This is a genomic window from Kaistia dalseonensis (genome assembly GCF_030814715.1).
Taxonomy (GTDB): domain Bacteria; phylum Pseudomonadota; class Alphaproteobacteria; order Rhizobiales; family Kaistiaceae; genus Kaistia; species Kaistia dalseonensis.
This window is the reverse complement of record NZ_JAUSVO010000003.1, coordinates 150,446-163,945: the sequence shown is the minus strand read 5'-3', so window position 1 is coordinate 163,945 and position 13,500 is coordinate 150,446. Positions and strand designations below refer to the sequence as shown.

Sequence of the window (13,500 nt, the reverse complement as noted above, 5' to 3'; positions counted from 1 at the left end):
GGGAGAGAGGGCTCATCGAGCGCTTCCACGGCGCCGGAGCGAGCCTCAACAATCCAGCGTGGCCGCGCGCTCCCATTCGGTCAAGTGGCCGGCATAATCGTTCCATTCGCCCATCTTGAGCCTCGCATAGGCAGTGACGAATTCCGGCCCGAGGCTTTCGGCGAGCAGGCTCGATTTCTCGAAGGCGCGGAGCGCGTCGAGCAGGTTGAGCGGCAGCTTCCTGGCGCCCTTCACCTTGTGGCCGTCCGTATACATGTTGAGATCGAGCCGCTGGCCGGGGCTGGTCTCCTTCGCCAGCCCATCCAGACCGGCCGCGAGGATCGCCGCCTGCAGCAGGTAGGGGTTGGCGGCGCCATCGGCGAGGCGCAATTCGAACCGGCCGGCATCGGGAATGCGGATCATGTGGGTGCGGTTATTGCCGGTATAGCTGATCGTGTTCGGCGACCATGTGGCGCCCGAGCGCGTCACCGGCGCATTGATGCGCTTATAGGAATTGACGGTCGGATTGGTCAGCGCGGCGAAGGCGCCGGCATGCGCCAGCAGGCCGCCGAGGAAATGATAGCCGAGCTTCGAGACGCCGAGCTCGCCATCGGCCGCCTCGAAGACGTTCACGCCGTCCTTCCAGAGCGAGATATGTGCGTGGCAGCCATTGCCCGTCAGCGCGGCGAAGGGCTTGGGCATGAAGGTGGCGCGCAGCCCGTGCTTCTCGGCGATCGACTTCGCCATATATTTGAAGAAGGCATGGCGATCGGCGGTGACGAGCGCGTCGTCATAGTGCCAGTTCATCTCGAACTGGCCGTTCGCGTCTTCATGATCGTTCTGGTAGGGCTGCCAGCCGAGCGACAGCATGGCGTCGCAGATTTCCGTGATGACATCGTAGCGCCGCATCAGCGCCGACTGGTCGTAGCAGGGCTTGGCCTGATAGTCGGCCGCGTCAGAGATCGCCTTGCCATCCGGCGTGACGAGGAAGAACTCGCATTCGACGCCGGTCTTCATCTGGTAGCCGAGCGCTGCGGCGGCTGCGATCTGCTTCTTCAGCACGTTGCGCGGCGCCTGCGCGACGAGCTTGCCGCCCATCCACGGATCGGCGGCGAGCCAGCCGACCTCCGGCTTCCAGGGCAGCTGGATCAGGCTCTCCGGATCGGGCACGGCGAAGACATCGGGGTCTGCCGGCGTCATGTCGAGCCAGGTGGCGAAACCGGCGAAGCTCGCGCCGGCCTTCTGCATCTCGCCGATCGCCTGGGCCGGCACCAGCTTCGCGCGCTGCGTCCCAAAGAGGTCGGTATAGGAGATCAGGAAATATCTGATCCCCTTCGCCTTGGCGGTTTCCGCCAGATCGATCGCCATGATCCCCGTTTCCCTGCTGTTCCGGTCCGCCCGCGTTTTCGCGTGTCCGGCCGTCGGTCATTCAAGTGTCGTGCCGGCTTCCGCACAAAGGGCCGCGGACTTCCTTTCTTCTCCTCTCCCGCGTAGCGGGGGAGGCCGGGAGGGGGCTCGCGCGCTCAGGCTTCGGGGTTGGAAATCCCGATATCACGGCACTTCAACCCCCCTCTCCAGCTCTCCCCCGCCTTGCGGGAGAGAGGGCTGATCGTGCGGCTCGCCCTCCTGCTTCCTTCTCCTCTCCCGCGTAGCGGGGGGGCGGGAGGGGGCTCGCGTGCTCAGGCTTCGGGGTTGGAAATCCCGATGTCACGGCACTTCAACCCCCTCTCCAACTCTCCCCCGCTTTGCGGGAGAGAGGGCTGATCGTGCGGCTCGCCCACCTGCTTCCTTCTCCTCTCCCGCTTGCGGGGGAGGCCGGGAGGGGGCTCGCGTGCTCAGGCTTCGGGGTTGGAAATCCCGATGTCACGGCGCTTCAACCCCCTCTCCAACTCTCCCCCGCTTCGCGGGAGAGAGGGCTGATCGTGCGCTTCATCGAGGCCTAGAACCCGCCGTTCTTCCCCGGTATCCAGTTCGTCCCGGCCAGCGGAACCTCGGCCATGGCGGCGGCCTCGATGGTCAGCGCCACCAGGTCCTCCGGCTCGAGATTGTGGACGTGGCTCTTGCCGCAGGCGCGCGCGATCGTCTGCGCCTCCAGCGTCAGCACGGCGAGATAATTGGCAAGCCGCCTTCCGGCGAGCACTGGATCGAGCCGGGCCATCAGGTCGGGGTCCTGCGTCGTGATGCCGGCCGGGTCGCGGCCCTCCTGCCAGTCGTCATAGGCGCCCGCGGTCGAACCGAGCGCCTGATATTCGGCCTCCAGCGCTGGATCATTGTCGCCGATCGCGACCAGCGCCGCCGTGCCGATCGAGACGGCGTCGGCGCCGAGCGCCAAGGCTTTCGCGACATCGGCGCCGTTGCGGATGCCGCCCGAGACGATCAACTGCACCTTGCGATGAAGCCCCAGATCCTGCAGCGCCTTGACCGCCTGCCGCACGGCCGGCAGCGTCGGTATGCCGACATTCTCGATGAATACGTCCTGCGTTGCGGCGGTTCCGCCCTGCATGCCGTCGATCACGACGACATCGGCGCCGGATTTGACCGCGAGCGCCGTATCGTAATAGGGCCGCGCGGCGCCGACCTTCACATAGATCGGCTTCTGCCAATCCGTGATCTCCCGCAGTTCCTCGATCTTGATTTCGAGATCGTCCGGGCCGGTCCAGTCGGGATGGCGGCAGGCCGAGCGCTGGTCGATCCCGACGGGGAGTGTCCGCATGCCGGCGACGCGCTCGGAGATCTTTTGGCCGAGCAGCATGCCGCCGCCACCGGGCTTCGCGCCCTGGCCAACGACGACCTCGATCGCATCCGCACGGCGCAGATCGTCCGGGTTCATGCCATAGCGCGAGGGAAGGACCTGATAGACGAGCAGGCTCGAATGGCCCCGCTCCTCATTCGTCATGCCGCCATCGCCCGTCGTCGTCGACGTGCCCATGGCCGAGGCGCCACGGCCGAGCGCTTCCTTGGCATTGGCCGAGAGCGAGCCGAAGCTCATGCCGGCAATGGTGATCGGAATCTTGAGCTCGATCGGCTTCTTCGCGAAGCGCGAGCCGAGCACGACATTGGTCCCGCAGGCCTCGCGATAGCCTTCGAGCGGATAGCGCGAGATCGAGGCGCCGAGAAAGAGCAGGTCGTCGAAATGCGGCACCTTCCGCTTCGCGCCGCCGCCGCGAATGTCATAGATGCCGGTCGCGGCCGCGCGGCGGATTTCGGAGAGCGTATAATCGTCGAAGGTCGCGGAGTGGCGGGGGAGGGTGCGCGGCGCTGCGGGCTTCTCGGTCATGCTCGGCCTCGCCATGCCGGGTCGATGGCCTTTCTGGTTCGCGTTGTCCTCGAAGGTTCCGTCATCCCCGCGAAAGCGGGGACCCATCCAGCCTGAGGCCCGCCGTCGATGGGCGCTTCGGCTGTATGGGTCCCGGGTCTGCGCTGCGCTTCGCCCGGGATGACGGCCTTCGGAAATGTTGGGCTGTCCATGCCGAAATCCTAATAGTTGCCGAGATTGTCGATGTGGAAATGATAGAGCGTCCGCGCCGAGCCATAGCGGCGGAACTCGGACACATCGACTTCGCCGGCTAGGCCCGCCAGGCTGAGCTTTTCGAAGAGCTGAGCGCGGTGTTCATCGCGCATCTCCTTCTCGATGCAATCGGCGCCGAGGCTCTTCACCGCACCGCGCACATAGAGCCGGGCCTCGTAGATGGAATCGCCCAGGCTTTCGCCGGCGTCGCCCAGCACGGTCAGCGTGCCGGCCTGCGCCATGAAGGCCGACATATGGCCGACCGAGCCCTTCACGACGATATCGACGCCCTTCATCGAAATGCCGCAGCGGGCCGAGGCATTGCCGTCGATCAAGAGCGTGCCGCCGCAGCCGGTGGCGCCGGCCGCCTGGCTGGTATCGCCCTTGATGTGGACGCGGCCGGACATGATGTTTTCCGCGACGCCGACGCCGGCATTGCCGCGCACCGTGATCGCCGCGCGCTTGTTCATGCCGGCGCAATAATAGCCGACCGACCCGCCGATCTCGATCGCCGCATCAGCATCGACGCCGGCCGCGATCGCATGCAGCCCGCGCGGATTTTCCACGCGCCAGAGCGTTTCATTGCTGCCGGGCGGCAAGGCATGCAGCGCGGCATTCAAATCACGCACGGTCTGGTGCGCGAGGTCGAAGACGAACGGATCGGAGGTCATGCGGCGCGGTCCCAGAAATAGACCCTGGCCGGCTCGGGCTCCCAGATGCGCGCATGCTCGATATCGGGCAGGCCGGCCAAGGCGCGATATTCCGAGCCGAAGGCGACATAGCGATCGGTCTCGGCCATGACGGCCGGCTTGCAGGCGATCGGATCGCGCAACACGCCGAAGCCGGTCTCGGTGCCGACGACGAAGGTGTAGAAGCCGTCGAGATCCTTCAGCGAATGTTCGAGCGCTTCGCCCAGACTGTCGCCCTCGCGCATGCGGCTGGTCAGATAGGCGGCGGCAACTTCGGAATCATTGTCGGTCGAGAAGGAAAGCCCCTCGCGCACGAGGTCGCGGCGGAGGGATGCGTGGTTCGAAAGCGAGCCATTATGGACTAGGCACTGGTCGGTGCCGGTCGAGAAGGGATGGGCGCCATCGGTCGTGACCGCGCTTTCGGTCGCCATGCGGGTATGGCCGATGCCGTGCGTGCCGGCCATGCGGTCGAGCCCGAAGCGGATTGCGACGTCGGAGGGAAGGCCGACTTCCTTGTAGAGCTCCATGCGCGCGCCGACGCCGACCACCGTGATATCGGGCGCGATCTGCGCGAGCGCGGTGCGGATGGCGAATTCGCGGGTCGCGGGAATGGTGATGACGGCGTGCGTGTCGCGCGCGACGATTGCAACGCGCGCGCCGGCCGCCTCATCCAGAGCGGACTGGAGGCCGCTGAACACCGTTCCGGCAGGCCCGCGCAGCGTCAGCTTGAGCTGGCCCGTCTCGCCGGCGCCGTAGACTGCGAAGCCGGCGGAATCCGGCCCCCGATCACACATGACGCCGAGCATTCCGGCGAGCATGGCGCCAAGCTCCGGCTCGAGCGACGCATCCTTCAGGAACAGGCCGACAATGCCGCACATCTACACCGAACTCCGTCAAGCACGATGCCGAAATGCTAACGAAGGTCTCCAATCCCGTCAATCAGGAAGAAAGTATTTTTCTTATCAGGAAATTTCAGGGAGAATTCACGCCGCATCTCTCGGCGCGATGGCTTCGATTTCCGCCATCTTGGCCTGTTCCTCGCTCGCAAGGTCGAAGGCGATCTGGAGGTTCATCCAGAATTCCGGAGTCGTTCCGAAATAGCGCCCGAGCCGCAAGGCGGTGTCCGGCGTGACGGGTGTCAGTTCGCGTACAAGGCGCTCGATCCGCGTGCGTGGCACATTGAGATTTCGCGCCAGCGCATAGGCCGTCAGCTGATAAGGGCCGAGAAATTCGTCCCGGAGAATTTCGCCAGGGTGGATGGGCGGGGTGATGCGCATCGTTTGCTCCATCAATGGTAATCCACAATCTCGACCTGATCCGCGCCGCCATCCTTCCAGAGGAACACGAGCCGAAACTGGTCGTTGATCCGGATCGAATGTTGCCCGGCCCGGTCGCCCTTCAGCGCCTCAAGTCGGTTCGCCGGTGGCGAACGAAGGTCGTCGAGCGAGACGGCCGCCGCAATCATGGCAAGTTTGCGTTGGGCCGCACGCACCAGATCGGCTGGAAAACCCTTTGGGGCCTTGCCAGCGATGACGGCCTCGATGCGCTTGTCCTTGATCGAGCGGATCATCTCAGCCTACCAACGGATCGAGACGTATCTTATCATGATACGTCTTGTCCGCAATATCAGGCTGCCAACACTATCCTCGGGGATAGATGATGATCGACAGATACGTCATCGGCGCTTCGACCAGTGTCTCGGGTCCGTGCGGGGCGCCGGAATCGAACAGGATCGCATCGCCGGGTTCGAGCCGGTACGTTTCGCCGGCGTGGAAATAATCGACGGTGCCGGTCAGCATGTAGATGAATTCCTGCCCGTCATGCTGGAAGGCGGTATAGGGCGCGGCTTCTTCCGTCAGCGTGATCAGATAGGGCTCGACGACGATTTCGCCGGCGAGCGCATGGCCGAGCAGCTCATATTGATGGCCGACCTTGGTGCCCCGGCGCTGGATGACGACGCCTTGGCCGGCCTTCACATAGGAACAGTCGCGCCGCTCCTCATAGGCCGAGAAGAGCAGCGTCAGCGGCACGTTGAGCGTCGAGGCGATCGTCTGCAGCGTGCCGAGCGAGGGCGAGATCTGGCCGTTCTCGATCTTGGACAGCATGCCGTTCGAAATGCCGGCGGCGGTGGCGAGCCCGGCGACGGTCAGGTTGTTGAGCTTGCGGTGGAGGCGAACCTGCGCGCCGATCGATTGCTCGAGCGTCCGCGGCGCGCTGACCGGCGCGCCGGAGCCGGTCATCAGCGCGTCCTCGGGCTCGGTTCCGGCCTCCCCGTCCATCCGATCCGTCATGGCTTCAACTCCCTGTCCCTACCGGGCCGAGCCGGTCAGTTCCCGGCGCGCAGGCGTGCCAGGAGTTCCGCGTCCGGATAGGAATCGGCCGGCATGCCGAGCTCGATCTGCATCGCCTTGGTCGCGGCGCGCGTGCCGACGCCGATCATGCCGTCGACCTTGCCGACATCATGGCCGCGCGCGTCGAGCAGCTTCTGCAGCTCGATCGTCTCCTTGTAGGAGAGCGATTCCGCGCCGCTGCCGCGTCCGACCGGCGGCGCGCCGGCGAGGCGGGTCGCGAAATAGGCCGCCGTCAGCGCATAGACGAAGGACTGGTTCCATTCGAGGTAGACGTTGAAGTTCGGATAGGCGAGGAAGGCCGGGCCCTTGCGGCCCATTGGCAGGATCAGCGCCGCCGGCATGCCGGCCGGGCCGAGCTTCGAGCCCGGAGCCGCCACGACGCCCAGTTGCTGCCAGGTCGAAACCGGCTTCTGGATCGAAAGGTCGGCTTCCTTCCAGTCCATGGTGGCGGGTACGCGCACTTCGGTCAGCCAGGGCTGGTTGGCCTGCCAGCCCTCATGGACGAGCAGATTGGCGGCCGAGGCGAGCACATCAGGCACGCTGTTGATCAGGTCGCGGCGGCCATCACCGTCATAGTCGACGGCGAAATCGCGGTAATGCGTCGCGAGGAACTGGACCTGGCCGAGCTCGCCGGCCCAGGGGCCCTTCATCTGCGCCGCCGCAAGGTCGCCCCGCTCGATCACGGCGAGGGCCGCCATCAGCTGGTCGTGGAAGAGCTGCGGCCGACGGCAATCATAGGCGAGCGTCGCCAGCGAGCGCAGCGTCGGCATGTCGCCGAGATTGGCGCCGAAATCGGTCTCCAGTCCCCAGAAGCCGACGATGACCGGCGCCGGGACGCCGTAATCCTTCTGGATGCGGGCGAAGACATTGCCGTATTTCTTGATCAGCGCCGCGCCCTGCTGCAGGCGGTATTTGGCGACCATGCGATCGGAAAACTGCAGGAAGCTCTGCGCGAACACGCTCTGCGCGCGATCCTTCTTGATCACGTCGGGCGCGAAGGTGAGGCCATCGAGCGCGGAGGAGATCGTCGCCGCCGAGATGCCGCTCGCCGCCGCTTCCCTCTTGACGCCGTCGAGCCAGGCCGGAAAGCCCGAGGGATCGTTGCAACTCGCCGCGGAGGCGGCGCCGCTCGCCGTCGCCAGCAGGAACATTGTCAGGAGCCGCAGCCCGGCCTTGCGCATCACAACCTCCAGAACCGACATCGAGGCGATGTCGTTTGGTGAATCAGTATCCGAGCATCATGGCGCGCTCAATCGGCCCATTCCATGACGTTGCGCTCATGTTTCGTTGGTTTTGCCGGCATCGAAGGCCTTCAGCACCCTCCGCGGCGCATGGCTGCGCCAGCATCGCATGACGATCGGCTCCAGCCGCTCCGGCGTCGTCTCGGCCAGCCGGATCAGGACATAGGGGTAACCGCGATAATGATCCAGCGTGAAGAACACCTCCGGCTCGATCGTGATCAGCATGTCGCGCTCGTCGAAGCCGACCGGCATGGCGAAGACGGTATCGTCATCGCGAAAGCGGCCGAGGAACTTCTTGCCGACATAAAAGGCGATGGTGCCGTGGGCCAGGCCCTCGCGCGTGTCCGGCAAGCGCAGGAACAACCCACGCAGATCGTCCACCGTTACGGGCATGGCTGTCCTTCGTCTGGCGGACGCTATTCGGCGGCGGCCGCCCGCGCTTCGCCGGGCTCGGCATAGAACAGGGCGCTGACGGACTCACCGCAATTGATGCGCCGCATCGCCTCGGCCAATGCCGGAGCGACCGACAGAACGGTAAGCTTCGGCAACCGCTTCTCTTCCGGCATCGGCACGGTGTTGGTGCAGACGATCTCGGCAATGTCGGGTTCCTGCGCCAGCCGCTTGAGGCTCTCGCCGGCGAAGATACCGTGAGTCGTCGCGACGCGAACCGAGCGGGCACCACCGGCGCGCAGATGCTGCATCAATTCGAGTATGGATCCGCCACTGGCGATCTCGTCGTCGAGGACGATGACGTCGCGGTCGCGCACGTCGCCGATCAGCGCGGAAATCCGCACCTGCGTATCGCTGATCCGTTCCTTGGCGGCAGCGGCGACGGGGATGTTCAGCCGCTTGGCGAAGGCCGCTGCGGTCTTGGCGTTGCCGAGGTCGGGCGAGACGACGACCGCCCGGCCGAGGTCGTAAGTGCGGAAATGGGCCGACAATTCGTCGAGCGCGTGCAACTGGTCGACAGGCACGCTGAAGAAGCCGTGCACCTGCGGCGAGTGCAGCGTCATGGTCAGCACGCGATCGGCGCCCGCAGTCGCGAGCAGGTCAGCGACGAGACGCCCGGCGATCGAGATGCGCGGCGCATCCTTCTTGTCGGAGCGGGCATAGGAGAAATACGGAATGACCGCCGTTATGCGCTTGGCGGAAGCGCCGCGCGCCGCGTCGAGCATCAACAGCAACTCGAAGAGATTTTCCTGCACGGGCGTATTGAGCGGCTGGATCAGGAAGACGTCCTGGTCGCGGCAATTGGCCTGAAGCTGGACTTCGAGGCAATCATTGGAAAAGCGCTTCAGCCGCGTGGGCAGCAGCGGGACGCTGAGTTCGGAGCAGATCGCCGCGGCGAGCTCGGGGTTGGCGTGACCGCTGAAGACCGCTAGCTCGCTCATGAAGCTGCCCCGTGTCGGAGAATACTGGGCGGCTTATTAGATTCGGATGCCACATTCAACAGCGCAACGAAGCCGCGTTCAGGATCCGGCATTCTTGACAACGTTGGGGCGTTCAGATGCCTCGATCGTGCGATATGCGGTCGAGCCAGCGCAGCAGCGTCGCCCGGACATGGTCGATGATCGCACCATCGCGCTCGAAGGCCCACCAGAGCACGGCGCCCTGCCAGAGCGTGATCATCTCGCGCGCCAGATCCTCGCGCGGTCCGGTGGCGTCGGCGAGGCGCGGCGCGAGAACGGCCCGAAGCCGTGCGCCCCAGGCGCTCCCGCGCGCGCGAAACTCCGGATCGCGCAGGTCCTCGCGCAGCACGAGGAGCTGGTCGGCATAGGCTTCGTCCTGCTCGGGATAATCGCCGGAGAGGCGGATGAGAAAGGCGACGGCGCCCTCGGCCGTCGCGGGCGTGGCAGCGGCGGCGGCCTCTGTGGCGGCGTCAAGCTGGTCCCAAGCGTGCCGCAGCGCGGCCTTGACCAGACCCTGCTTGCTGCCGAAGCGCTGCACCAGCGTTGCCGGCGCCAGCCCGGTCGCGGCCGAGACGGCGGCGAAGGTCACGCCATCGGCGCCGGCGCGGCTCATCACGGCCATGGCGGCCTCGAGCAACACGGCGTCGGTCACGGATCGCGTACGAGCCACTTGACCTCCAATTAATGAATGAATATTCGTTTATAAATCATATCAGGCGAGGAAGGATCGGTCGATGGCGCGTATTCGCGGTTATATGGGTGTGAGCGTCGACGGCTATATCGCCTCTCCCGGCGGCGGCATCGATTGGCTGCGGAAATATGATGGCGTCGATTTCGGCGATCGTGCCTATGACCGCTTCATCGCGGACATCGCCACGGTGGTGATGGGCCGCACGACCTATGACGAGATCGCCGGCTATGGTCTCGGCTGGCTCTATCCCGGCAAGCGCGCCTTCATCGTGACGTCTCGGCCGCTGGATGATCCGATGGGGCCATTGACCGTCTGGGATCGTGACATTGACGCGCTCGTCGCCGAACTGCGCGGGCTTGATGATGGCGATGTCTGGATCGTGGGCGGCGGCAAGCTGCAGCAGGCCTTCATCGCGCGTGGCGCGCTCGACCGGCTGGAGCTCTTCGTCGTGCCCGAGATTGTGGGTGGCGGCCATCCGACCTTCCCGCCCAATGGGTTTGCGCGCAGCATCAGGCTGATCGGCGCGCAAACATTCGGGTCGGGTGTCGTGCACCTCGACTACGCATTCGACTAGAATGCGCGCGGCGAGGTGGTCAGGCCGCCTCGCGCTGATAGTCCTTGATCTCGCTCGCCACGATCGCGGTCGTGCGGTCGAGTTCATAGCGCAGCTCGAACGCCGACGGCGCCATGAAGACCGGGGCGCCGTCCAGGTCTGAGGCCATGGAGGAGCGGTGACGCTCGACGAAGGTCTCCAGCGCGAGCTTGTCCGTCGATGTCACCCAGCGGCAGACCGTGAAGCGCGAGGCCTCGAAATCGATCGGCAGGCCATATTCCGCCTGCATGCGCTCCTTGAGCACATCGAGCTGCAGCGCGCCGACGACGCCGATTATCGCCGGCGAGCCGTCATGCGGCACGAAGACCTGTACGACGCCTTCCTCGGCCATCTGCTGCAGCGCTTCCTTCAGCTTCTTCGCCTTCATCGGGTCCTGCAGGCGGATGCGGCGCAGGATTTCCGGCGCGAAGCTCGGCACGCCACGGAAGACGAGGTTCTCGCCCTCGGTCAGCGTGTCACCGATGCGCAGCGTGCCGTGGTTCGGAATGCCGACCACGTCGCCGGCATAGGCCTCGTCGGCGAGCAGGCGGTCCTGCGCAAAGAAGAACTGCGGGCTCGAAAGCGGGATCGGCTTGCCGGTGCGCACCAACTTGGCCTTCATGCCGCGCTGGAGCCGGCCGGAGCAGACACGCAGGAAGGCGATGCGGTCCCGGTGGTTCGGGTCCATGTTCGCCTGGATCTTGAAGATGAAGCCGGACATCTTCGGCTCGGTCGGTTCGACGATGCGGCCCTCGGCCTGCTGCGGGCGCGGCGAGGGGGCATAGGCGGCCATGGCGTCGATCAGGTCGCGGACGCCGAAATTCCTGAGCGCCGAGCCGAAATAGACCGGCGTCAGATGCCCTTCGCGAAACGCCTCCATGTCGAAGCCGTTGGCGGCGCCGGCGATGAGTTCCATTTCCTCGCGGAAGGTGGCGACCGCTTCGGGCGTCGTGAGCGTGTCGATGAAGGCGTCCTCGGGACCACTGACCTTCAACTCCTCGCCATCGGAATCAAGCTTGCGCACGCAGCGGCGGACGATGTCATACGTGCCGGCGAAGTCGCGGCCGCGGCCGATCGGCCATGTCATCGGAGCGGTGTCGAGCGCCAGCGTCTTCTCGATCTCGTCGAGCAGGTCGAACGGGTCGCGCGTCTCGCGGTCGAGCTTGTTGATGAAGGTGACGATCGGGATATCGCGCAGACGGCAAACCTCGAACAGCTTGCGCGTCCGGTCCTCGATGCCCTTGGCCGCGTCGATCACCATGACGGCGGAATCGACGGCGGTCAGCGTGCGATAGGTGTCCTCGGAGAAGTCCTCATGGCCCGGCGTATCGAGCAGGTTGAAGATCGCGCCGCCATATTCGAACGTCATCACCGAGGTGACGACCGAAATGCCGCGCTCGCGCTCGATGCCCATCCAGTCGGAGCGTGTCTGGCGCCGATCCTTCTTGCCCTTCACTTCGCCGGCAAGCTGGATCGCGCCGCCGAAGAGCAGCAGCTTTTCGGTCAGCGTGGTCTTGCCCGCATCGGGGTGCGAGATGATGGCGAAGGTCCGGCGACGATCGACGGGTCCGATGGGTTGATCCATGGAGTGGTCTTCTGGCAATTCTTGGGATGGCCAATTCTTGAGATGGCTTGGGGTGGCGCATCGATAGACGAGACGCGCCGGAAAGGCCAGCCCTCAGCGTTTTGTCACCAGCGCCGCCACGGTGACGCCGATCCAGCCGATGATCATGGTGGTGCCGCCGATCGGCGCGATGAAGCTGAGCGCGGCGCTGCCGGAGAGGCTGTGGAAGATCAGCGCGCCGGCGAAACCGAGGAGGCCGAGCGCGATGACCCAGGCCGAAAGGCCGAGCAGCCGGCCATTGCTTGGCCAGTAGAATCCGAGCGCCAGCAGGGCGGGCGCCTGCGCCATCGCCATGCTGCCGGCGATGGCGAGTCGGCCGCCATCCGGCAGATGGGCGCCGGCCGCGGCGAGAGCCACGCCGATCGCGCCGGCTATGCCTGCGACGGCGATCAAAGAGCGATCCATGGATTTCTCCTTTTCGAAGCGCCCATCGGGCGTTACCCTTGAAGCACTGCTTCAATCATGAAATCGCGGGAGGATAAACATGATCGTCGTAACGGGCGGTAGCGGACTTCTGGGCCGCGCGGTGGTCAAGGACCTCGTGGCGCATGGCTATGATGTCACGTCGATTGATTTCGCGCCGCAGCCCGCAGGTCAGGGCGTGCGGTTCTCGCGCGCCGATCTGACGGATTACGGCCAGGCGATCGCGGCGCTCTCGGCGATCGACGAGCGCGTCTCCAAGGTGACGGGCATCGTGCACCTCGCCGCGATCCCGGCGCCGGGCCTGGCGCCCAACCACGTCATCTTCGAGACCAACATGATCTCGACCTATAATGTCTTCGAGGCGGCGCGCGTGCTCGGCATTCGCAATGTGGTGTGGGCGTCGAGCGAGACGGTGCTCGGTCTCCCCTTCGATACGCCGCCGCCCTACGTGCCGGTCGACGAGGATTATCGCCCGCGTCCCGAGAGCGCCTATTCGCTGTCGAAATTCCTGTCGGAGGAGATGGCGAAGGAGTTCGTGCGCTGGGATCCCTCGTTCAAGATCTTCGGTCTTCGCTTCTCCAACATCATGGCGCCGGAGGCCTATGCCAAGTTCCCGTCCTTCGAGGAGGACGTGCTCGGGCGCAAATGGAACCTCTGGGCCTATATCGACGCGCGCGATGCCGCGCAGGCGGTGCGGCTGGCGCTTGAATCGCCGTTGAAGGGCGCAGAGGCCTTCATCATTGCCAATGAGGACGGCGTGATGAGCCGACCCAATGACGAATTGCTCGATGCGGTCTTTCCGGGTGTTCCGCGCAAGCGCGAATTCGGCCCCAACGACACCCTGCTGGCGATCGACAAGGCCAAGTCCGTATTGGGTTACGCGCCCAAGCACTCCTGGCGCGATATGACCTGAGGCGGGCGGTCGCCGCAGCTGCTTCGACTGCAGCATGTAGAATATTGTACTTCCGGCCGATTTTCGCGGCGAGGCCATAC

Annotated in this window: 15 protein-coding genes; 2 read left to right on the top strand and 13 right to left on the bottom strand. The window is 65.3% G+C overall.

Annotation, left to right across the window (positions count from 1 at the left end; translation table 11 throughout):
• Positions 1–45: 45 nt before the first annotated feature.
• The 11 genes from glnT to QO014_RS11135 form a co-directional block, all read right to left on the bottom strand.
• Positions 46–1,347, bottom strand: coding sequence for a type III glutamate--ammonia ligase (gene glnT / locus QO014_RS11185; protein WP_266348791.1), 1,302 nt, complete (start codon positions 1,345–1,347; stop codon positions 46–48).
• Between the two features lie 571 nt (positions 1,348–1,918).
• Positions 1,919–3,256 (bottom strand): FMN-binding glutamate synthase family protein, encoded by a 1,338-nt coding sequence (locus QO014_RS11180; protein ID WP_266348790.1) that lies wholly within the window; start codon positions 3,254–3,256, stop codon positions 1,919–1,921.
• Between the two features lie 200 nt (positions 3,257–3,456).
• Positions 3,457–4,158: a GltB/FmdC/FwdC-like GXGXG domain-containing protein gene (locus tag QO014_RS11175; RefSeq protein WP_266348789.1), complete on the bottom strand. Its 702-nt coding sequence runs from the start codon at positions 4,156–4,158 to the stop codon at positions 3,457–3,459.
• Positions 4,155–5,054, bottom strand: a complete 900-nt coding sequence (locus QO014_RS11170; RefSeq protein WP_266348788.1) for a class II glutamine amidotransferase — start codon at positions 5,052–5,054, stop codon at positions 4,155–4,157. The genes QO014_RS11175 and QO014_RS11170 overlap by 4 nt, the downstream gene beginning before the upstream one ends.
• A gap of 105 nt (positions 5,055–5,159) precedes the next feature.
• A complete protein-coding gene (locus QO014_RS11165; protein ID WP_307258038.1) occupies positions 5,160–5,453 on the bottom strand; it encodes a HigA family addiction module antitoxin in 294 nt (97 codons plus the stop codon).
• A gap of 11 nt (positions 5,454–5,464) precedes the next feature.
• The gene (locus QO014_RS11160; protein ID WP_266348786.1) at positions 5,465–5,746 is read right to left on the bottom strand and encodes a type II toxin-antitoxin system RelE/ParE family toxin; all 282 of its coding nucleotides are present in this window, start codon (positions 5,744–5,746) and stop codon (positions 5,465–5,467) included.
• A 70-nt stretch (positions 5,747–5,816) separates the two neighbouring features.
• Positions 5,817–6,467, bottom strand: coding sequence for a helix-turn-helix domain-containing protein (locus QO014_RS11155; RefSeq protein ID WP_266348785.1), 651 nt, complete (start codon positions 6,465–6,467; stop codon positions 5,817–5,819).
• 35 nt (positions 6,468–6,502) lie between these two features.
• Complete coding sequence (locus tag QO014_RS11150) at positions 6,503–7,729, bottom strand: lytic murein transglycosylase (RefSeq protein WP_266348784.1); 1,227 nt, start codon at positions 7,727–7,729, stop codon at positions 6,503–6,505.
• 75 nt (positions 7,730–7,804) lie between these two features.
• Positions 7,805–8,161 (bottom strand): MmcQ/YjbR family DNA-binding protein, encoded by a 357-nt coding sequence (locus QO014_RS11145; protein WP_266348783.1) that lies wholly within the window; start codon positions 8,159–8,161, stop codon positions 7,805–7,807.
• Positions 8,162–8,184: 23 nt separating this feature from the next.
• A complete protein-coding gene (locus QO014_RS11140; RefSeq protein ID WP_266348782.1) occupies positions 8,185–9,159 on the bottom strand; it encodes a ribose-phosphate diphosphokinase in 975 nt (324 codons plus the stop codon).
• A gap of 112 nt (positions 9,160–9,271) precedes the next feature.
• Complete coding sequence (locus QO014_RS11135) at positions 9,272–9,847, bottom strand: TetR family transcriptional regulator (RefSeq protein ID WP_266348781.1); 576 nt, start codon at positions 9,845–9,847, stop codon at positions 9,272–9,274.
• A gap of 64 nt (positions 9,848–9,911) precedes the next feature.
• On the opposite strand from QO014_RS11135, the gene QO014_RS11130 reads away from it, so the two are divergent.
• Complete coding sequence (locus tag QO014_RS11130) at positions 9,912–10,442, top strand: dihydrofolate reductase family protein (protein ID WP_266348780.1); 531 nt, start codon at positions 9,912–9,914, stop codon at positions 10,440–10,442.
• Positions 10,443–10,461: 19 nt separating this feature from the next.
• On the opposite strand, the gene QO014_RS11125 is transcribed toward QO014_RS11130, so the two are convergent.
• Positions 10,462–12,045, bottom strand: a complete 1,584-nt coding sequence (locus QO014_RS11125) for a peptide chain release factor 3 (protein WP_266348779.1) — start codon at positions 12,043–12,045, stop codon at positions 10,462–10,464.
• A 93-nt stretch (positions 12,046–12,138) separates the two neighbouring features.
• Positions 12,139–12,489, bottom strand: coding sequence for a DUF423 domain-containing protein (locus tag QO014_RS11120; protein ID WP_266348778.1), 351 nt, complete (start codon positions 12,487–12,489; stop codon positions 12,139–12,141).
• 79 nt (positions 12,490–12,568) lie between these two features.
• On the opposite strand from QO014_RS11120, the gene QO014_RS11115 reads away from it, so the two are divergent.
• The gene (locus QO014_RS11115; RefSeq protein WP_266348777.1) at positions 12,569–13,420 is read left to right on the top strand and encodes an NAD-dependent epimerase/dehydratase family protein; all 852 of its coding nucleotides are present in this window, start codon (positions 12,569–12,571) and stop codon (positions 13,418–13,420) included.
• Positions 13,421–13,500 lie beyond the last annotated feature (80 nt).